This window comes from Ignavibacteriales bacterium (assembly GCA_016709155.1).
Classification (GTDB): Bacteria; Bacteroidota; Ignavibacteria; order Ignavibacteriales; family Ignavibacteriaceae; genus JADJEI01.
Genome location: JADJEI010000013.1, coordinates 457,467 through 476,903, shown reverse-complemented (window position 1 = coordinate 476,903; position 19,437 = coordinate 457,467). Strand labels below are relative to the sequence as shown.

Annotated in this window: 21 protein-coding genes and 2 pseudogenes; 1 reads left to right on the top strand and 22 read right to left on the bottom strand. The window is 34.0% G+C overall.

The genetic code is table 11. The annotated features are described in order from the left end of the window. Positions 1–65: 65 nt before the first annotated feature. The 7 genes from IPH11_15405 to IPH11_15375 are packed head-to-tail and all read right to left on the bottom strand — an operon-like array spanning position 66 to position 7,083. A complete protein-coding gene (locus tag IPH11_15405) occupies positions 66–917 on the bottom strand; it encodes a DUF1156 domain-containing protein (GenBank protein MBK6914968.1) in 852 nt (283 codons plus the stop codon). Beyond that, on the bottom strand, positions 910–1,413 hold the full coding sequence (locus IPH11_15400; GenBank protein MBK6914967.1) for a type II toxin-antitoxin system VapC family toxin: 504 nt from the start codon (positions 1,411–1,413) through the stop codon (positions 910–912). Before IPH11_15400 ends, IPH11_15405 begins: the two co-directional genes overlap by 8 nt. Next, positions 1,410–1,676 carry a hypothetical protein gene (locus IPH11_15395; protein MBK6914966.1) on the bottom strand — a complete coding sequence of 89 codons (267 nt, stop codon included), beginning with the start codon at positions 1,674–1,676 and terminating at the stop codon, positions 1,410–1,412. The genes IPH11_15400 and IPH11_15395 overlap by 4 nt, the downstream gene beginning before the upstream one ends. Positions 1,677–1,702: 26 nt before the next feature. Beyond that, positions 1,703–2,215 (bottom strand): SLATT domain-containing protein, encoded by a 513-nt coding sequence (locus tag IPH11_15390; GenBank protein MBK6914965.1) that lies wholly within the window; start codon positions 2,213–2,215, stop codon positions 1,703–1,705. Positions 2,216–2,222: 7 nt separating this feature from the next. Beyond that, on the bottom strand, positions 2,223–3,467 hold the full coding sequence (locus tag IPH11_15385) for a hypothetical protein (protein MBK6914964.1): 1,245 nt from the start codon (positions 3,465–3,467) through the stop codon (positions 2,223–2,225). A gap of 12 nt (positions 3,468–3,479) precedes the next feature. Further along, complete coding sequence (locus tag IPH11_15380; GenBank protein MBK6914963.1) at positions 3,480–4,457, bottom strand: hypothetical protein; 978 nt, start codon at positions 4,455–4,457, stop codon at positions 3,480–3,482. Beyond that, positions 4,447–7,083, bottom strand: a complete 2,637-nt coding sequence (locus IPH11_15375; GenBank protein ID MBK6914962.1) for a hypothetical protein — start codon at positions 7,081–7,083, stop codon at positions 4,447–4,449. The genes IPH11_15380 and IPH11_15375 overlap by 11 nt, the downstream gene beginning before the upstream one ends. 419 nt (positions 7,084–7,502) lie before the next feature. Here IPH11_15375 and IPH11_15370 point away from each other — a divergent pair. Beyond that, positions 7,503–7,643, top strand: a pseudogene (locus IPH11_15370) (transposase). A 246-nt stretch (positions 7,644–7,889) separates the two neighbouring features. Here the strand turns inward: IPH11_15370 and IPH11_15365 are convergent. From IPH11_15365 to IPH11_15295, 15 genes and pseudogenes are all read right to left on the bottom strand, one after another. Beyond that, on the bottom strand, positions 7,890–8,321 hold the full coding sequence (locus IPH11_15365) for a DUF3052 domain-containing protein (protein ID MBK6914961.1): 432 nt from the start codon (positions 8,319–8,321) through the stop codon (positions 7,890–7,892). A 2-nt stretch (positions 8,322–8,323) separates the two neighbouring features. Beyond that, positions 8,324–8,959: a phosphatase PAP2 family protein gene (locus IPH11_15360; GenBank protein MBK6914960.1), complete on the bottom strand. Its 636-nt coding sequence runs from the start codon at positions 8,957–8,959 to the stop codon at positions 8,324–8,326. Between the two features lie 175 nt (positions 8,960–9,134). Continuing rightward, on the bottom strand, positions 9,135–9,605 hold the full coding sequence (locus IPH11_15355) for a hypothetical protein (GenBank protein ID MBK6914959.1): 471 nt from the start codon (positions 9,603–9,605) through the stop codon (positions 9,135–9,137). A gap of 212 nt (positions 9,606–9,817) precedes the next feature. Then, a complete protein-coding gene (locus IPH11_15350) occupies positions 9,818–10,213 on the bottom strand; it encodes a CPBP family intramembrane metalloprotease (GenBank protein MBK6914958.1) in 396 nt (131 codons plus the stop codon). Between the two features lie 327 nt (positions 10,214–10,540). Beyond that, positions 10,541–11,401, bottom strand: a complete 861-nt coding sequence (locus IPH11_15345; GenBank protein ID MBK6914957.1) for a GNAT family N-acetyltransferase — start codon at positions 11,399–11,401, stop codon at positions 10,541–10,543. Positions 11,402–11,575: 174 nt separating this feature from the next. Then, positions 11,576–12,280: a DUF4386 domain-containing protein gene (locus IPH11_15340; GenBank protein MBK6914956.1), complete on the bottom strand. Its 705-nt coding sequence runs from the start codon at positions 12,278–12,280 to the stop codon at positions 11,576–11,578. Between the two features lie 227 nt (positions 12,281–12,507). Then, complete coding sequence (locus IPH11_15335; GenBank protein ID MBK6914955.1) at positions 12,508–12,912, bottom strand: VOC family protein; 405 nt, start codon at positions 12,910–12,912, stop codon at positions 12,508–12,510. Between the two features lie 419 nt (positions 12,913–13,331). Next, entirely contained in the window at positions 13,332–13,778 is a 447-nt protein-coding gene (locus IPH11_15330) for a hypothetical protein (protein ID MBK6914954.1), read from the bottom strand. Positions 13,779–13,808: 30 nt separating this feature from the next. Continuing rightward, positions 13,809–15,479 (bottom strand): serine hydrolase, encoded by a 1,671-nt coding sequence (locus IPH11_15325; protein ID MBK6914953.1) that lies wholly within the window; start codon positions 15,477–15,479, stop codon positions 13,809–13,811. Positions 15,480–15,594: 115 nt separating this feature from the next. Then, positions 15,595–16,050, bottom strand: a complete 456-nt coding sequence (locus IPH11_15320) for a hypothetical protein (GenBank protein MBK6914952.1) — start codon at positions 16,048–16,050, stop codon at positions 15,595–15,597. Beyond that, positions 16,028–16,615 carry an RNA polymerase sigma factor gene (locus IPH11_15315; GenBank protein MBK6914951.1) on the bottom strand — a complete coding sequence of 196 codons (588 nt, stop codon included), beginning with the start codon at positions 16,613–16,615 and terminating at the stop codon, positions 16,028–16,030. Before IPH11_15315 ends, IPH11_15320 begins: the two co-directional genes overlap by 23 nt. 315 nt (positions 16,616–16,930) lie before the next feature. Next, positions 16,931–17,074, bottom strand: a complete 144-nt coding sequence (locus IPH11_15310; protein ID MBK6914950.1) for a hypothetical protein — start codon at positions 17,072–17,074, stop codon at positions 16,931–16,933. 164 nt (positions 17,075–17,238) lie between these two features. Continuing rightward, positions 17,239–17,920: pseudogene (locus IPH11_15305) on the bottom strand (alpha/beta hydrolase). A 42-nt stretch (positions 17,921–17,962) separates the two neighbouring features. Beyond that, entirely contained in the window at positions 17,963–18,661 is a 699-nt protein-coding gene (locus IPH11_15300) for a hypothetical protein (protein MBK6914949.1), read from the bottom strand. A 283-nt stretch (positions 18,662–18,944) separates the two neighbouring features. Continuing rightward, the gene (locus IPH11_15295) at positions 18,945–19,415 is read right to left on the bottom strand and encodes a hypothetical protein (GenBank protein MBK6914948.1); all 471 of its coding nucleotides are present in this window, start codon (positions 19,413–19,415) and stop codon (positions 18,945–18,947) included. Between the last annotated feature and the right edge of the window lie 22 nt (positions 19,416–19,437).

Genomic DNA, 19,437 nt, shown 5'->3' with positions numbered 1-19,437 from the left:
AGAATCTGTTTTTAGTTCACCTCTGTACTGCCAGACTTCTTCGCAGGAAGGACAGAATAAAACATTTAATGGAACTTTTTTACGTTTCTTTTTATTTTTTTAATCACCGGCGTTACACTTTTGCTGCACCAGGGGCATTCTGTTTTAGATTTTTCCGGTGCATAAGACCATCGTGCAGACGCTCTACCAATTCCCGCAGAAAACTGGGTAGCATTTATCATCAAAGACTTGTTGCCAATAAGAGCAACGGGTTCAATTTCCCAATCAAACTTTTTATTGCATTCCGGGCATTCACAATCTTCATAATATCTTATAGATGGTTTTTTATGCGAAATAATATAATCTGAGAAAAGCGGTGTTTGATGCTCACAAGTTCCAGTAGTGCAGGGAGCTGACTTGACCCAAAACGTATAAATAATATCAGCATCTTTGTTTCCGCAAGAAGGGCATTCTGTTTTATAAAGATCAAGTAAAGTTTCTTTTAATGGCTTTCCGGACCAGCTTACAATCCTATTAGAAAGTCTTTCAAATGATTTTTTTAACTCATCAATATCTACAGGTTCAATTTCAGTTTTTACAATAAACCAGGCAACAGGGTTAAGGTCAATACCGATTACTTTACAGCCAAGTCGTAAAGCTTCAACAACAGTTGTTCCGCCACCCATAAACGGATCCAAAATAACTTTGCCATTAGTATCTGGATCGTTAGTATGGTCTTTATAGAATTCTTCCATAATATCAGTCCCGGCAGGTTTCATTGCTGCGAGCAGTATAGCACGGAACACAGAAGAAGATCTGCGGGCGAACCACTTATGCATAGTGTAAATAGGCTTGAACGCATTACGTTCAGGAACTGCAAGTTTGTTTATTTCAACAATTGGAAATGATTCTTCTATAGCTCGTTTTGTATTATTCATTTATATCATCTGGTGAATACAGAAAAATTCCTTGAATATTTTTGAAAACAGAATCGGCAGAAACTACAGCGGTTACTCTTAATCTTATTGCAACTGCTAAAAACAATGCATCGTTTGTGAGTAAACCATATTGCCTCTGCAATGACATTGCAGTTAAAAAATCTTCTCTTTGTAAAGATTCGAGTTTTAATCCGATAGAAAGTAAGTCACGAATTAAAACTTCATATCTGTTTAATGCTTTTATCTTGTTTGGATTTTCTGAAAGCTGTTTTGCCGGATTAGAACCTTTAATCAAACCAAGATCTCTGGCTTCAGCAAGCAGCAAAACATGAGTGAGTTCCGCGAGAATATGAGTTGGTAAAATTCCAAACATTTCATCTGTGGCACATTTCTCTAAAAGCTTAATACACTGTTTTGAGTCACGTTGTGCAGCATAGACAAAAATATTCGTATCTATTATTACCGGCTGTTGTTGGGGTATCTGTAATAGATTCATTGTTCGTAGTAATCCTCGGTTAATAATTCTTCTATTTCATTCTGATTAAGATTAAAGGGCTTTGAGCAAAATCTTGCCACCGCTGCTTTTCTCAGTTCAAGCTTTGTTGGCTCAATCTCTTCATATTTAAGAATTGCATCCTGGATAATTTCGCTAATAGATCTTCCTTCTCGATGTGAGCGGTCTTTAATTTTTTTAACAATGTTCTTATCGAGAATTGTACCTACTTTTTCCTTGTTATCTTGTTGCTTGATCTTTGCCATATAATTTGCCTTAATGCATATTTGATTTACTTATTATTATTTTTTATATCAACTGAAAAATCATAGTGACCCCTATCGATTTTAGATTTTGCTCTAGCAAAAAATCTTTCTGGTGGAGTTAAACTAGCAGATTTAAGAGCTTCGTATTGTTCTATAACTTGATCAAACTCGTCTTTGAAACCAGATGTCTTCGAGTCAATATTTTTTAATCTGCGAAATTTTCCTTGAAATATTTTGTAGTTTGATGCTGCTGAATCAACTTGTTCTATTTTTTGATCTAATTTAAGAGCCGAATAGATACTAGGAATAATGCCGGCAAGTAGTGCAGATATCCCAACTATATACTTAACCCAGTCAATCTCTGATGAAGTAAGTATTTTAACTCCTGAAAATCCACCCAAGAGTAGTGGAGTGATGATAAAAAATGTTCTTAGTCTTCTTAGAGACTTTAACCAGTAAAAGAAAGTAGTCGATGTGTATAAACAATTTTCCTCCTCTCTTTCACATTCTTTTACAATTTCATATGCTGTGTCATCCATAATGTTCCTAATTTCTGATTGGGATTATTAACTTATCGTATGTAATGCATTTATCATTTTTTATTATATAGCACTCTACATAGTGATCACCATAGTATTTAGTATTTTCAGTTCTTTCTCTATTTCCACCATCTCTCCAAATTTGCCCCCTCAAATCACAACTTGATTTGGCTTCATCACCATAATTCCTAACCTTCCACATAACATCAAATGGTTCATCAACATTTGTTTCTTCGATAAAGAAGAGCAGCTTTAGCCTTTTTTGTAAAAATCTTAAATTACTGAGTAATGCTGGTCGCCAACCATCTTGGGTAACTTTACAGTTTATTTTAACGTATTGACTTTCGTCTAATTCCACCGGATAGTAATCCTCAATAAATTCTTCTTTTGGTGCATAATATTTTTCACTTGTTGTAGCTTCTTTAAGTAATTTCTGACCTGGAAAATCATTACCAAATACTTTTTTCCATTGAGCAATTGCTTTTATTATTTTATCAGCTTGTTTGTATTCTATAGCCTTCTTCGCCCTTTTACACGCAGTTTCAACATAAGATAAATTTCTTGAGTCAACTTCGCTCTTAAGAAACTCAAAGAAATCGTATAACATAACATCAGTATAAGTGAATTTGTAATTGTTGTCATCTAAAAATTTCATCGATAAGTTTTCAATAATGTAAGACTTAAGATTTATTGAACATCTTTCACTCCACTTTTTAATCATCCTAACCAGTCTTCTTGTTCTACCATCATTTCTTATATCTGAAGTATTTATTTTATCTATTTCTGCCCTAGGATTCCATATTTCCCAGGAACCACATTGTGATGAATTGGGGATTTTGAATTTTTTATCTTCCTGTTCAAATGCTGGCAACAACTCAACATTATGTTTTGATTCAGAAAATTCTACGACAACAACTTTTTCAAATACTTTAATCGCGGTGTTTGGATATTTCTCTTCTAAAATAGATCTAATTTTTTGTAGAAGGTTGGATTGTCCATTTGAGGCATTATTGTATTGATCAAATTTCTCATCTGGCATCTTAAATATCACATCTACATCCCTTGCGGGTCTTATGTTTGTTTTTTTTCCATAAGAACCTATTAATAATTTAGTCGAACCATTGTATTCTGTATCCTCATAATAATAGTTATGAAGTTTTTCACAAACTCCATCGTATTTAGTTTTAGCATCTTCCCTCTGGGACTGAGTTAGCTTTATGTTTTCAAGAAATTTGTCGAAATATTTTTCCATACATTACCTCAGCTAACTCCTCTGAATTATCAACCATGGTGTTAATACTTCCATTAAAGATAAACCGCCATGACGAAAAACTTTATTCGCTGATTGTCCTTTCGGTCTATTTTTTATTCTGCCTTTCAGTATTCCTAATCTGCGGTTAGATATTATTTTTAGTTCAGAATTGTTTAGTGGAATTTCTTCATCCTCAGAGTAATATCTGAATCTTTCCTGGTTAAGAAATCTCAAAGCCATATCACCTTTTGACTGTGATTCGAAACCATTATTAAGATATACATAACCGTGATCACTCGTGATTATAATTCTGTATCCCCTGGGTATTGCCATAACAATATTTTTCCACACGAGATCAAACTGTTTTATGAAAGTTTCAAAGTGAAGAGAATTCCTGGCTTCAAAATTTGTATATGTACCATCAGGAAAACTTGACCATAGAAGATAATTCAACTCGGATGATTTAATTTCGAAATGTCGTATAGGAGTATCATAATAATATGATTTTATGTTTCGGCTACTTAATTCTTTTCTACTTTCCAGTTGGGATGGCGAAATACTTTTTCCAACCAATCTTTGCTCGACAAATGATACAGTATCGCTTGGAAGTGCCGATGCTTGGTAATTTGATTCTATTATTTGAAAACCCGTGTTTACTGCCAGACTTTCAAGCAAAGGCAACTCTCTTATAGAAGTACCATCAAATATGATTAAAGCAGTTTTAGATTGTTTTAGTTCTTCAAGCAGTGAAGAATTCTTCTCTGCAAGAGCAGAAAGTTCATCATAAATTCCATTACTGCTTGTTAATATCAACTCTTCAAGTTTCTGAATTTGTTTTTCACCAGATTCAAAATACGTTTTAATGTCCATTGATTTGAAAGCTGATTCAGACCAGACATTCTCTTTCATCCACCTATGTATTAAAGGTATCCTTTCACCAGGTGTTGTTAGAAGATCAAATACTGTATTAAAATCAAAACTATTTTTCATTTACTGGTTCTTCTTTTTTAACATAACCTTTAAGTGTAGCTTTATAAACAGCATCCTGATACGAAGGTAGTTGCTCTGATAGCTGCTCGATCTGTGACTTCGAGAAATTTCCAGACTTGAAGATATTTAATTCGAAATTGAGATCACCATTACCAGATAATGATCCTCTTAGTGAAGAAGGTAACGTGCTAATATCAATTGAAGTTTTTTCAAGAAAGATTGTAAACCGGATATTCTCAATGACACCATTTTCTTTTTCATTTAATCTCGAAGCTATTTCTTGTCTCAATTCACCAATGGACTTAAAATTAGCCGTACTAATATTTATTGGTTCTGCTCCCGGGATAATTCTGCCGCTAATTCCGTTATCAGTGAGTACACCAATATCATTTAATTCTTGTTCAACAGACCGTTCAACTGGTCTGTGCGGAATAAAACCTGAATCAGTTTTATCATCTAAAAATGGTTCAACAACCTGAACGTCATCCCATTCAGAGCCACTGTAATTAGGATGCGAGCCACAGAATTTCTCTCTTGGGTGTGCTAATCCGATAAGTTTATTTAAGCATAGATTTTTAATTGCATCTATTAAGTTGGTTTCGGCCAGCACAACAGGGAAGCCTAAGGTTTTTCTATACGTGTTTTTTACATCCTTTATTGATTGATTCACGAGCCAGCTCTTGCCAATTGATTTGAACCTGCCAAGTTCATCCTGAAGGTGTTCTTCAAAGATTTGTCGTGGATAGAAACTCTTTTTGAGACTTTCAATAACTTCATTTTTTTGAACTGCATTTCCAACTGATTCAAGTTCGAAATCAATTTCGTTTTTATTAAGTCTTACCATTACATAGGCAATACCAGCACGTTTGAACGCATCGTCAACATATTTTTGATTATCTATTTCTATACGTTCATACTGTCTCTTACGTTCATAGTCACTGGCACCTGATTTCAGCTCTTTGGCAGCTAAAGATAGTTGTGCCCATTTAATTATATCCTGATTTTCATATATGTTAAATACGTCTGACTTTGGTTCAAGAAGAATTACAAGATTCCGGTTTTCAACTCCCTGGTATATCTCTTTTCTTTCAGTATCTGTTAACCGTTTTGGTGCTAAAATAAATCTTGGTGAATTTTTTTCGAGCTTCAGCAAATCATTTTTCACTTGAGCCACGTCCCTGAATACAATAGCTGATGAGTCGTTAAATATGTGCTGGCCCCAGCGTGATAGGGCAAAATCAAGAGCATCTTCACGCGGAATTCTCAGTGAACGATATTCAACTTTAGCGAATGGCTTCTCCTGAGTATCAAAGTAATATGTATCCTCCGATTTGTGGAAATAAGATCCAAATTTTACGAGGGTATTAATACTTGCCTGGAAATCATTAAAATCATCACCAGGTTTTAGTACCTGTCTTGCTAGCTCAATTTCTTTAATACCCTTAACAGTTCCTGAAGAACATAAAGTAGATATTAGTGTTGAGTTGATAACATCATTTGATCTTTTAATTGTTTGCAAGTCCCTAAAATCATTTTGTGCACATTGAAGTAATGTCTGATTGTTATCAAGATCAAGCAGATAGTTCCGAATTCTTTTATCATTGAAATCAAAGTGCGCTGTTGAAACAATATCCTCTTTCTCTGCTGTAAGCTGAACAATTCGGCCTAGTAGACTTAGCGGACCTCTATTACCTTGAAAATCCTTTACAAGCACACGGTTAAACAACATATCAATTACTTCAGGTGTAAATGGATAACTTTCCTGAAAGGAGTCAATATATTTTTCGTCTACTTTTACTTCATTCTTTTTCCATTGATTTACAAAACTTTGAACGATGTTTTCTACTTTAGATTTATCGTGTGATTTATAGTTTGAGAAAATCCTATGGAGGACAACTGATTTTCTATCTTTAGGTTCAGAAAACTTTATCTCAACTCTCGGAACTCTCTTTAATGTCGCTCCGGGTTCTTTATGTGAATCATAGACAGATGCAAAAATTGTAATTGCGGAATTTTCAGATCGTTGAGCTTCTTCACTAAGCATCTGAAGGAATGCTAAGTTCTTTGCTTTGAATTCATTATTTATTAGTTCGAAGCCTATCTCTAACTCATCTAAAATTAACGCAATCCTTCTTCCATTTAATGCGGACCGTAACTGATCAAGGTTTGGTAATTCATTTCCAGTTAGTAAGTCAGCGGCATCAAGTTTTTCAAAGATAACCCTCCAAAGAAAATTACTTGGAAAATCAGTGAATTTATTAATTAGTGTAAGAATGTTATTAGGTAGGGTGCACTTAATATTATGATCACTCATCCATTGGCTGCCTAGTTCAGGATGTGAGAGCAAATGATAGATTAACAATTCAAGATGTGACTTACCACTACCTTTGAAACCTTCCAATAAAAATAGTCCAGCGGTTTGCTCGGTTGAGTTATATCGTTCGTGAAGTTTCGAGAGAACATTTCTTATATCACTTGTTGGGTAAGTCAAATCAAGAAGTTCTTTTGGTGATGACTCAATCGTTTTCTTTTTCTGTGTTCGTAGGTTTTCCAAATCAATTATTCCTTGAATGCCATCACCTTTAAGAACTTCAGTCCGGGGTTTAAGAATTTTCGAGTAACTCATAATAATCCTAATTATTTTTGATGTGAACTTAAATTAATTCAAAATAAAAATCAACAATAAAATTCAAGAAATATTCTTGAAATCTAATTTCATTCTTCAATTTTTATAATTATGCCCAAAAGGTTCCATTTTTATAGATTAATTTGATCATAGAAGCTTCCTATTTGTCAAAAAGAAATTAATGAAGTGAAAACTGGGAAGGTAGCAGACAGTTTTTCTACTATTTAGTCCTCCCTTAAAAAGTGGAATAAGTTATTAAAGTAGAAAAAAACAAATAAAAAAGTGAAAAAAGATTTGGTTTAAAATGTAAGAATGCCATAGCCATGCCTATGGCAAAGGCAGGGGGGATAATCACAGATCAGTTTATTCTTTTCGTTAAAAGACATACTGGATCAGAAATATTCATTACTCATATTGGCAGAAGAGCTGCAATAGAACCGATGATAGGACATCTGAAATCAGATCACAGAATGAAGAGAAATTTCTACAAAGGGATAACAGGTGATGCGATAAATGTAATGTTATCAGCAGCAGCCTATAATTTTAAGAGGATGATGAGAAAATGGAGATCATCTTTTCATTACTTTTTTCATCATCACTTTATTTCGCCGATTATTTCTTTTTTCAATCAAGTTATTTACTCCCCAAAAGAAATTTGGGTTTTTAAGGGTCGACTATATAGTTAAAGAGTTGTTGGGGCATGAAGATAATAAAACAACTCAGATTTACAGCCTTTTAAATCAGCAAAGCTTATCAACAGCAGTAAACACACTTTAAAATTGGGCGAATTTTGAATATCCATTTTATTAAAGTTTTCCATCTTTAAGTATTCTGTCTTTCAATCGAATAACTAATTTGAGTCCTGACCAAATTTCATCTATTGCACAGACTTTAATATCCACCATACTATTTTTTAAAGCAATATCGCGGATAATATCCTCGGTAATGTCAGTATCTTTCTTTGCAGATTTTTTATACCAGGAAATCCAGATTATTCCGTTGGGTTGAATTTCTTTTTTCAGTTTAGGCAAAGTTGAATTGAGTGTTTCAGCAGAAGTTTCGAAGTAATGAATAAAATCTTTTTTACCTGCACGGTTCGCATTGATCTCTAGGTGGATTGGAAGGTCAGAGAACAGTTTGAAATAGTATTCAGGTGCATTGATTATCCTGATATTAAAATTATCTTTTATACCAAGCTTTTTTGCTAATGATGTTTTTGAATATCCTGTGGTTTTCATATTTACTTAATTTTGATATTTTCATAATCTATTTTAATATTGAAGGGTTGCCCATTAGCGATTTTTCCAATACATAACAAAGATGATATGCCGATAATTAATCCGATGAAAGCACCGGCGATAATTTCTTTGATTGTATGTCTCTTCAAAGTTAATCTTGCCCATGCAATAAGTATCGTAAAAACCAGGAAGAGTAATCCTGCAATAAAATTCATAGGCACGATGAGAAAAGATAAAAAAATATTAAATGATACATGTAATGAACTTTTTATAAAATAGTTTACTATTTGAGAGGTAACCACGAGTATCAACGAAAATAAAACAGATAACCGCAATGTCCGGGGTTGGTCTGTTGCAAATAAAATAATAGTAACTATTAGCAATATCAAAATAGCAAATCCATACCACGATTGCCTTTGTGTTTTATCAGAAACATCAAAGTTGGTGTAAGTGCCATTTTTATAATTCAGATACATTTTTATTGCAAGGGGTAAAAAAATACCAGCTACAATAAATGATGAATGTAAAAAAGCTCTTTGAAATTCTTCGTATGCAAATAATGCAATGATGGCAAAAATGGAAAGAGTTAAAAGAGGGTGTCCAATAATTGAAATAACAGATGCAAAGTTTGTCTTCATTCGGGTATTGCGTGATGATAAAACATAAATCTTTATTGCTGCTGGTGTTGAAAATTTTCTGGCTTTGGAACATTAACGCCTGCCGCGATGAGCCCATATAATGAGCCCGGGATCGTATGGTAGACAAGCTAACTAAGAAATTAGGTTTATTCCAAAAGCATAAAATCCCTATTATTTATTCAGTAAATTTCGCTCCCCATTCCCAAATTCCGTATTGAGTTTTCTGGTCAACTGCATGACCTGATTGTTTTAAACAAAGCATAATTTGTCCCCTGTGGTGGCTTTCGTGTGAAATGAGATAACCAAAAAAAGCTGCTGGGTGCGGTTTAAATCCTTTGATTTTTCCCTGTTCAAATCCGTTTAGCAGCAATGAAGTTATTGCTGTTGAACTATTACTAAGTTCGTCCATCAAAAGTTTTTTGGAAACCGTTACTTTCTCAATTTTATTTTGCCCTTTCAGTAATCCTGGCTCAGCTGCTTTCAGCCACATTAGCCTCACGTTATGAATGTGGGCAAATTGTTCGCCTACGTTCCGTCCTTTAGAAGCGGAAATATCTACAAGATGTTCTTCTTTAATAGAGTTCAGTAAATACAGGTTTATCCTGTTGTGAATTTCCCAGGTTTCTATGATTTGTTTTGTGTCCATTCTTAACCTATTTGTTATTTGTCTGTCTGAAAGTTTGTTGTCGCAGTCTCGGGTTTTCCGTTAACGTTTTGCAAATTTGCGATAGGCGTGTTTTTAGCACGAATTGTTCATTCGGAGAACTGAACTTTCTGTAAAACCAAACCCGCCTTCGGAGCACGTACCCGCCTATTACAAATGTGCTGTTATGTGAAGTTGTTTTGCCAAACACTCTGTTAGCCCAATAATAGAAGTACAAATCCGAATGTGTCATAGACGCCGTGTGTAACTATGGACAACCACAAATTTCGTCCAGTAGCTAAATACATAAAAGCAAACAGCAAACCTGTCTTGAAAGCCCCGATGGCACCTGATAAACCCTGGTACTGATGAACGATACCAAAAACAAAGCTTGACCCAACGAGTGCAATTACCCACCCCATTTGATCTCGCCCGGCAACATCAGCTATCCGATTCATAAGGTACCCGCGAAAAATCAATTCCTCACCGAAAGCTGCTATAGTCCAACTGAGTGCGATGGCGGCTACAAGAGCTGTAACATTGCCGCTCAAGGATTTGAATAGTGATAGGTCGGTTGGAGTGTTTGTCAGTTGACGTATGAGGGGGCCCAAGTAATAATTATCAAGAATCTGCAATCCAATACCGAAGATTACACCCAATAGGACGATGATAGGAAGGTTTTTTGGGCGGACAAACCCGATGTCGCGCCAAGCAACCTTTCGCACCCAAAAGGAAAATCCAATCACACATACGATCGGAACGATACCAGTCGGACTTGAGGAAGCCAATGCGAGTCCCAATATAACCACAAGTTCGATTACTACGATGATCTTGTTGTGATTCAAAAAAGAACCGATTCGGTCACGTGTTGATACTGTATTCATTTAGAGTATCCTAGATATGATTTTAAATATTTTCGTCTTCCCAGTTAACAGAGACTATTTTCCAACCTTTGTTTGTCTTGATATACTGAAATAGTTTATTGCCTTTTCCTCAAAATAATTTCCATTCAAGTATCCTTTCTTTTGATATTTAGAAAAACGCTGCGCTATATTAGCGACCACTCTTGTTTCTTCAAATATTTCATATTCCTCAAATTCCGTAAGTGTCCCATCTGAAAGAATTTTTTTTCTTGGTTCAATAAATGCGTTTATATTGAGAATATCCTCTTTGTCTTTACTCTTTTTAATAATAATAGTTTCAGGTAAACATATATTCTGAATTTTTTCCAAAATAGGTTTCTGTTGACTTGCATTTGTAAATAAGTTAAAAAAGTTATGTGTTACCTGATTAATTAATAGTTTGTCAACTGAAATAGAATAGACCAACAATAAATCGTTTCCGTCTTCAATTTCTTTTTCAAATCGAAATCCCAATTTTTCTAAAAGTTTTATTGAATCTATGTTTTCTTGTACTGTTGTAGCAAGAATGTGTGTATGAGTAAGGTCGTTTATTATATCATTTAATACAGTTGTGGTAGCCTCATATGCATAACCTTTTTTAGTAAATTTTGAAAGAAAGGCAAAACCAATATCGTAATGTTCTAAGTAATCGCGTTTGATAAAAGTTATTATACCGATTGGTATATTTTGCTCTTGTAGTTTTACGATCCAATAATTAACAGCTGAATTATCAATTATTTTTTGAATATAAACTCTTGCGTCCTCTTGCGTTCTGATATTTCTATCACCAATAAATTTTATCCATTCTGGCGTGTTTACTAACTCCATTATAAATTGTTCATCATTCAAACTTAATTCATTTAGTATAAGTCTGGTCGTTAAATAATTTTTTTTCATTTTCTGTCCACTGAAAGTTATATTGTCTCGTATACTTACAGCTAATGTTTTGCAGATTTGCGGTGGGCGGGCCTTTCAGCTCAATTTTTCATTCGGAGAACTGCATTTTATGTAACCACAAAACTGTTCTAAGCACAGAGCCGCCACTTTTGCTAAACCGCTGTTATGCGTTCGTTATTGTTTGTCAATTGTTTGCGTATTAATTTTTAAACCTACAATCAAAATCCAAAAGAGGGTCGGGAGTACCCCAAGACCACTAAAAAACATCGTCATTTGTGTAAATAGCGCTGGATAAAATTCCGGGATAAGTAACTTTGTAAAAGTATTTATCGGAAAGCCTATACTTCCGATGATAAGCAATACACCCAGAAATCTTGGAATGTAACTTGATTTTATGATGAGCAATCCAAATGCAAAAAGATACATTCCCCAAAATACTTCATATAGTGCTTGTCCAAAGTTGCTTAGTCTGAGGAATATCATTACAAATGCATGAAGTTGATCTTGTTGAAATACATTCAAGTAATCAGCCTTGCTGAGTACGATGAGAGGACCGACAAAGTTAAGTGTATTGATAAAAGTTATGGCAACAGTCATCAATATTGATGTCCAAAATATGGCTGCCCATGTTTTATTAACTCCTTTAAAAAGGTGAAAAACAGTCATCCCAAAAAACAACAAAAAGATTTGTGCTAAAAGATGACTCACAATCCCCATACGAAATAAAAACTCATGACCAATAATGTTATTTGATGTCGCTACGGCATCTCCAAGTACAATCAATTTGGGTTGGACATACTGCAGACTAAAAATAGCGGGTACAGCATATAGTACCCAAAATAAAAATATAATTCTTGATGTCTTTTTGTTTGAATTCATTAATTTATTAAGTTTTATATAAGATGCTAATGTACTAGATCGCCACATTTCATAAAGACGAACAACGATTTGCGTATTTGTTGTGTTTGGGAGTTTGAAACGTTTTCTTGTCCCCCGTTAGCAAAGCCAGCAAAAAAGCGTTAAGAACTCCAAATGCGTCATCAGCCCAAATACAATAAATACTCTATTATGCGTTCGGCTTTTTTATCTCAGTCTGCTTTCAAATCCTATTCAGTTGTCTTTTCGCCCTCGTTGTCGATTGGCTCCCAAAGTTCTATCTTGTTTCCCTCTGGATCCATAATATGAACAAATTTTCCAAAATCGTAAGTCACAATGCTGTCAAGTATGGTTACTCCGTTTTCTTTGAGTTTGTTTACAAGTCTTTCAATATTTTGGACTTGGTAATTAATCATAAAATCTTTTTGTGATGGAGAAAAATATTCATCTCCCTTTTTGAAAGGTTTCCATTGAAGAGAATTTATCTCGTCAGGTTTGTTAACGTTTCTTGATTCAAAACTCGAAGAACCCCAATCATTTATTTCAATCCCTAAATTTTTAGTGTACCATTCTTTCGTTTCTTCCAGATTGTTTGAATAAAAGAAAATTCCACCAATTCCAGTTACCTTAGGGATTGTGTTATTAGTTGAAGTTGTGTTTGTCGCTTCGTTTTTTGTTTGACCATTTTATTTATTTTCTTGTTTGTTTTACTTGTCTGATTGCAACTTATAAAAACTATTGCAATTGAAAAAATTAGTATAAGTCTATTCATTTTGTCTTTCTGTTTTTTAATGTTGTGTCGTCTTATAAGCTGCTGCATATCGTTGTTGCGGCTAAGGCGCAGTCCATAACAACAACGCCGATTAAAAAATTACTGCCGAAGATTTTGCAAGTTTATTAATTAGAACGACTACTTCGAACAGGATTGTTAAAACATATCGACTAACTCTAAAACTTCTAAAATGCCGAATGCAAAAACGCTGTCGCCTTTCGCCACTTGTTATGCAATTGGTTAATTAAAAACATAAATAGATTAACTAATATTTTATACAAATTATTTATCACGTAAATAATTAATTAAAAATTTAGCAAATAAATAAGCGATTGTTACACTTATTAAGCTCGAAATTACATCTAACCAATCAAAATTATAATGTATATATTTAAGAATTTCAGGTCGCGGAAGTAATTGTGCAAATTCTATACCTAATGCAATTAGAGCTACTAAAATTGCTGATTGAATGATGCTTAGATTTAGATGTTTACTTTTGCTTGATAAAATTAATAGCAATAATCCGGCTGGGCCAAGTAAACTTGGAGCGATTCCAATTATTAATTGTGATTTATAACTAATTTCAAAGAAACGAAATAATTTTATTGGAATAATGAGTAGAAGAATTATTGTACCAAGCCAACCAAATAAAATTTTGACCTTATCTTTTTCAATTATCAAATTTTGATTCACTTTAGCACGAGATATATTATATGTACTTAATTTCATAACTAAATTCTTTTCCCAATTTTGTATATTCTACTTTATCTTCTTCGCATCTGCTTCTCTTCCGCCTTGATTCAAAATTACTTTGGTTACATTGCCCGAATGGTCTTTGACAAATTCAAATTCAGCATCAGTAACTTTCGTAAAAAATTTATTTTCAGTTTCGGCAAAAATTTCAAATTTATCCTGTTCTGGGGCTTGTATGAAAATTCTGTCTTTCTCAATAGTGACCGAGAAATTCATTTCATTTGTAATTTCATATTCACCCAAATAAGTTTCCAATATTTTTCCGTCCACTTTTATTCCGTTTGAGTCCGGGATGGGTTTATTAGTTTTATTCCAAGCCTCGTTTCCGTTCAGTTTTTTGGTTAATAATTTTTCAATTTCGCCCTTTTTATTTCTATAAAATTCTATTGTCTGCATTGGATCATCCTCAAAGAAAAACATATTTTCTTGATACGCTTTTAGATTAGACTTCGGACCTCTGCCAATTTGAGAAAACAACTTATTTCCCGTCACAGTTATGATTCGTTGCTGACCTTTTTGATTTTCATAGACACCAGTATATCCTTTTAAATTCGTATTTCCGTTAGATATTTCTTTGTATTCGTAAGGTCTACCAGTTGTAAGCGCTGCCAATCTTGTCGCAATATCTTTGGGATATATACAATCGCAATTAGAAAAAACGGCAACAAAAACATCTTCTTTGGGCAAATAGATTTCCATCGCTCCAAAACCTTCGATACCACCGCCATGCCAGATAGAGGGGCTCTCGTAAACGTAACCTAATTTCCAACCATAGCCGTAATCCGTTTCTTTTCCATCTGTCAATTTATATCTTGTAAAAGCTTTATCAAGTGTTTCTTTTTTTACAAAATTATAAGAATGAACGGCTTGATGCCATTTATAAAAATCCTCTACAGTAGTTTGTATTGCACCTGCAGAGTAAATAATGGTTGCATTCAAATGTTTGGAATTTTCAAAACCATTATTCCCTTGACTATAAGCACCAACTCTGTTTTTAATGATTCTTTTATTACTAGCGAAAAGTGAATTGGTCATACCAAGCGGCTTGAAAAAAATTTCTTCAATGTATTCCGAATATGGTTTTCCCGTAATTTTTTCGATGATATAACCCAATAAAAAATAGCCTGAATTACTGTATTCCCATTTTGTACCTGGGGCGAAACGCATTGGCAGGTTCTTGAAAAAGTCAATTACTTCGTTTGGTGTGCAATCCGTTGTTAGCTTTTTTTCCGGGTCTTCCATGCCTGAATAATTATGAATACCCGATGTATGCGTCAGCAAATGCTCAATCGTGATTTTATTTCCTTGTGTAGGATAATCGGGAATAAACTTTGTGATTTCATCCTGCAAATTTAATTTTCCCTGTTCCATCAATTGTAATATTGCCACCGCAGTAAATTGTTTACCTATAGAGGCAACCCAGAAAACATTATCCACTTGCATGGGTGTGTTTAATTCCAAGTTAGCCATTCCGAATGCTTTCTTATAAATAATCTGCCCATTACGGGAAACCAGAACCGTTACACCCGGTTCATCAGTTTTGAATTGCTCCAAAAGTATTTTATCAAAGTAGGTGACCAGTTGATCATCGTCTTTTTGTTGAGCATAAGTAAGATTTAACATAAGACCAAAGGTGAGAATTAGAATCTGTGCTAGAATTAGTGTTTGTCTTTTCATTTAGTGTCCATTATATAATAAATATTAATTTAGGTTATTGAATTAAGTCTGAATTTTATATCCGATTGATTGGCGATATCCCATTCTTGATTTATCGCCGGCAATGACTGTCCCGTTAAAAAGATAACTTGTCCGGCAATAAGAAGAAAACAACTGTCGCGAATGAAAATAGAAATATGGCTATGTTAAAGGGCCGGTATTTTACGGTTATAAGGAGTTCTTTTTTTTCTTTGATAAAGGTAAAATGGCAGAATGCCAGAAGGTTTATAATCATGGCAGTAAAAGGGAACCCTATAAAAATGACAGGGATTAAGTAAGTGAGAAACTGGTTATTGTCAATAGCATCAAAGAATTTTCGGATTCCATCAATCAAAGGTGAGTATATACCCAATACATATTTAAATAAAAATGTAACAGCAACCACCACCGGCACAACTAGTAGCCATAATCCTGCTCTTGATGATCTTTTAAAGCTTAACAAAGGTATTTTTAATTCCTGTTGGTGCTTTACATTATCAATAACAGGTACATCTATATCGCTTAGCATTTTATCGACATCTTCTTTTTTCATCTTTTCTCCAAGTAATATTTTCTTTTAATTTATCAACACCACGTGAAAGGAGTGATTTGACAGTTCCTTCTTTTTTATTGAGGATAACGGCTATTTCCTTTATAGATTTCAGCTCAAAGAATCTTAATGAAATTACATCCTGGTATTTTACATCGAGTTTTTTAATAAGATTATTTATTCTCATAAACTCCCGGTGCTTTTCTAGATCTTCCTCGAGCTGTATCCTTTCGGTCTCGGCATTTGAATAATCTGTTATATCAAAACCATACTCTTCATGTATCCTGTTTAAGGACTCCGGACAATACTTATGGCTGTTAAAATATTTATTAAGCTCATTTGTGGCGATGCTGTAAAGCCAGTAAAGTATTGAGATATTACGCCACTTAAATTTTCCAATACTGGTATAAGCTTTAATGAAAGTTTCAGCAGTAATATCTTTGGCTGCGTCATAATTTGTAGTTCTTCTCAATACATAACCAAAAATTTTCTTATAAAATGCGTCGTATATCTCCCCGAATTTCTGGGGATCATTTTCAACCTCCCCAAGGAGCTTCTCTTCATTCAAAATATTTTTTTCTTTTTATAATATTATAATCGGGTAAAGCAAAAAAAGTTGCATTTTTTAAATGGTTAAAAATATTTGATGGCATACGTGCCTTTTTTCTTCGATTTATTTAAATAGTTTTATTCGTGTTTAACTCTTAAGCATACAATTAATATAAGCTTATTAGTATTCAGCTGAAATATATCTTTAAATAATGCAGATGAACTATTGGGGATATACATTAAAACTGTTACTTCTATTTTAATATCCTTTTTATCAAGCTTCTGTAAGTTATTATTATTTATAACCTTCCAACTTATATTTGGAGATGAATATTCATTTTCTTTTTTCAGCAACTACAAAGAGTACTCCTAACAATGTATATATAATTGCTTCAATCCAATTAAACTTTATTATGGCTTCATACATTGCTATTCCAAAAAAGAGAATAAAAACTGTTAATCCAGTATAGCGCATCATTATTTTTTCTATTTAATTTAAATGAAATTATTTACTGTTATCATTAAATTCATATTCAAACGAATAATCAATTTTCACCTCTCCATACATTTACATAAGGATATACCATCAATTTTAAAATAAAATAATTTAAGATTTCACCCCATGGTCGAAAAGACAATCTACTATTTAATATTCTCGTGTAGCCAATTACTTATTGTATCAAGCACAAGAGGTGACATTGTTTCTTCAATCTTTCCATATTCAACTGGTAAACCTGTTTCTGCAGTCTGGAATAAATGATTCAAACCGGGCAACTCTTTTACCGTATATTGTGTATTACCGCCCATCTTTAATGCTTCTTCAATAGCGGGAAGATTTTCTTTCGGAGGCACTTGTAAATCTTTTTCCCCGATGAGTGCCAGTACCGGGCATTTTACTTTCTGAAGTACTGGCGCAGGATCATAAGTTAAAAAGAATTTAAAACCAAGGTGTAAGTGCAATTCTTGTTTGCATCTCCAAAAATACTTCAGGATCACCGATTTTTTGTTTCTCCTCTTGGGTCATTCCTGGATACTCACGCCAGAAGTGTTCTTTGAATCTCTTTTCTGCAACAACAAAATCTTCTGATTCTTTAATTGCGCCATAAATAACAGATGAAAATTCCAGACTTCTTTTAATATCCTCTTCCGGTGTTCCGTCAGCTTCTGCAATTAATCTTGCTTGAAGATAGAGTATCTCCTCACCCAGCAGTCCTGTTCCGGCTAATAAAACAATAAATGCAATTTCTTCATTTTGAACTGCAGCCATTGGTGCTATTACGCCTCCCTCGCTGTGTCCTATAAATCCGATTTTACTATGAACAATTTCATTCCTGGTTTTTAAAAACTCAACTGCTGCTAAAACATCTTATGCAAAGACTTCCGTTGTTGCAGATCTGAAATCACCTTCTGATTCAGCAACACCTCTATCATCAAACCGGAGGACAGCATAGCCGTTTCTTGTTAAGTGATCGGACAATACCAGAAATGGCTTGTGTCCCATAAGTTCCTCATCCCTGTTCTGTGGACCTGATCCGCTGATCAATACTGCTGCCGGAAAGTTTTGCCCTTCTTTTGGAAAAGTAAGTGTACCTGCTAAAAATATTTTATCAGTCTTATTTTCAAAGAAAATATTTTCACTGTTGTACGGTAATGGTTCTTTAGGTTCCTGAGGTCTGTTCAATGTAGTGGCTTTCTCTACTTTTTTTACTGTAAGATCAAATGATTGACCACCCTGACTCCATTTGCCAATGATTTCCAGGTTTTCCCAATTTACTTCTCCCGAAAAAATAGCGGCAATTACTTTAACATCCACAAGAACAGAGTCATTTATCAAGGTAACAGATTCAATAGGAATATCTTTAGCGCCCTGGCTTGGACTGTCCATTTTACATTCGTAGCCGCTTTCATCATTCTTCTCAAATTTAAAAACTATCGGCATTTCAACTGCAGCACTGATAATCAGATTACCTTCCCAAATACCGGATAAATCATTTTCCTGCTGTGCAAATAAATTATAATGTAATATGCAGATTATTATAGTTAGAATTCTGAATAAATATTTCATAGGTATTTCCTTTCGAATAAAAATGATTTTGTTTTGTAAATGATACACAATAATAGATCATTTATTCATTTGAATTGGAAAACATATAAACAAAACTAATTAACATCAGTTACATTGTTGTTTCAAATCGTGTAGAACTACAGGATTCCTGTAAGTAATTAGTTATTGAATTTTGGGAGCGGGCATTATTCCTCCTCCCTGGTATAACATAACGCTTTTAACTTTTCCATCATTTTCTTTTTCAAATTCAATTTTTGCATCTACAACCTTTCGTTTCATTAAACTAATTTACCCAAACTTTCACATCAGGATACCCCATCAGTTTAAGTATAAAATAATTGACTGCCGCTTCACCCGGATCATCAGAGAAACAAATAAGCTCTGCGTATCTTGACAGTCCAGCTTTTATTAAGATGTTCCATATTTCATTTGCTGCTTTGGGTGTGCCGTCTGCATCCAAAAGTTCAGTGTAGGGTACATGAACAACTTTGTTGTCCAAGACTTTGACAGGCACATTTTTGCCAGAAGCAATAAATATTTTTGGATAAACTCCTTTGGTATTCTTTGCGTCTGAAATTATCACCTCCTTAAGGAAATTTTTGGGATATGTTGTAGGAAGTATAGACAAGTCCATCGGAGATTTTCTTGGACCGACAACGGTTGTATCATTTGTCAACGCTAAACCAAGTCGTACAGATTTTCCTAGTGAGTCAATGAAGACAGATACTTTTTTCTGTCCAAGCTTCTCAAGCATTACGAATGCTAAAGCCGATTCT

What these genes read in the sequence shown, in the direction of transcription:
- IPH11_15405 (MBK6914968.1), bottom strand. Translation starts at nt 917, where the DNA reads ATGAATAATACAAAACGAGCTATAGAAGAATCATTTCCAATTGTTGAA.
- IPH11_15400 (MBK6914967.1), bottom strand. Translation starts at nt 1,413, where the DNA reads ATGAATCTATTACAGATACCCCAACAACAGCCGGTAATAATAGATACG.
- IPH11_15395 (MBK6914966.1), bottom strand. Translation starts at nt 1,676, where the DNA reads ATGGCAAAGATCAAGCAACAAGATAACAAGGAAAAAGTAGGTACAATT.
- IPH11_15390 (MBK6914965.1), bottom strand. Translation starts at nt 2,215, where the DNA reads ATGGATGACACAGCATATGAAATTGTAAAAGAATGTGAAAGAGAGGAG.
- IPH11_15385 (MBK6914964.1), bottom strand. Translation starts at nt 3,467, where the DNA reads ATGGAAAAATATTTCGACAAATTTCTTGAAAACATAAAGCTAACTCAG.
- IPH11_15380 (MBK6914963.1), bottom strand. Translation starts at nt 4,457, where the DNA reads ATGAAAAATAGTTTTGATTTTAATACAGTATTTGATCTTCTAACAACA.
- IPH11_15375 (MBK6914962.1), bottom strand. Translation starts at nt 7,083, where the DNA reads ATGAGTTACTCGAAAATTCTTAAACCCCGGACTGAAGTTCTTAAAGGT.
- IPH11_15365 (MBK6914961.1), bottom strand. Translation starts at nt 8,321, where the DNA reads ATGAAAACCACAGGATATTCAAAAACATCATTAGCAAAAAAGCTTGGT.
- IPH11_15360 (MBK6914960.1), bottom strand. Translation starts at nt 8,959, where the DNA reads ATGAAGACAAACTTTGCATCTGTTATTTCAATTATTGGACACCCTCTT.
- IPH11_15355 (MBK6914959.1), bottom strand. Translation starts at nt 9,605, where the DNA reads ATGGACACAAAACAAATCATAGAAACCTGGGAAATTCACAACAGGATA.
- IPH11_15345 (MBK6914957.1), bottom strand. Translation starts at nt 11,401, where the DNA reads ATGAAAAAAAATTATTTAACGACCAGACTTATACTAAATGAATTAAGT.
- IPH11_15340 (MBK6914956.1), bottom strand. Translation starts at nt 12,280, where the DNA reads ATGAATTCAAACAAAAAGACATCAAGAATTATATTTTTATTTTGGGTA.
- IPH11_15330 (MBK6914954.1), bottom strand. Translation starts at nt 13,778, where the DNA reads ATGAAATTAAGTACATATAATATATCTCGTGCTAAAGTGAATCAAAAT.
- IPH11_15325 (MBK6914953.1), bottom strand. Translation starts at nt 15,479, where the DNA reads ATGAAAAGACAAACACTAATTCTAGCACAGATTCTAATTCTCACCTTT.
- IPH11_15320 (MBK6914952.1), bottom strand. Translation starts at nt 16,050, where the DNA reads ATGAAAAAAGAAGATGTCGATAAAATGCTAAGCGATATAGATGTACCT.
- IPH11_15310 (MBK6914950.1), bottom strand. Translation starts at nt 17,074, where the DNA reads ATGATGCGCTATACTGGATTAACAGTTTTTATTCTCTTTTTTGGAATA.
- IPH11_15300 (MBK6914949.1), bottom strand. Translation starts at nt 18,661, where the DNA reads ATGAAATATTTATTCAGAATTCTAACTATAATAATCTGCATATTACAT.
- IPH11_15295 (MBK6914948.1), bottom strand. Translation starts at nt 19,415, where the DNA reads ATGCTTGAGAAGCTTGGACAGAAAAAAGTATCTGTCTTCATTGACTCA.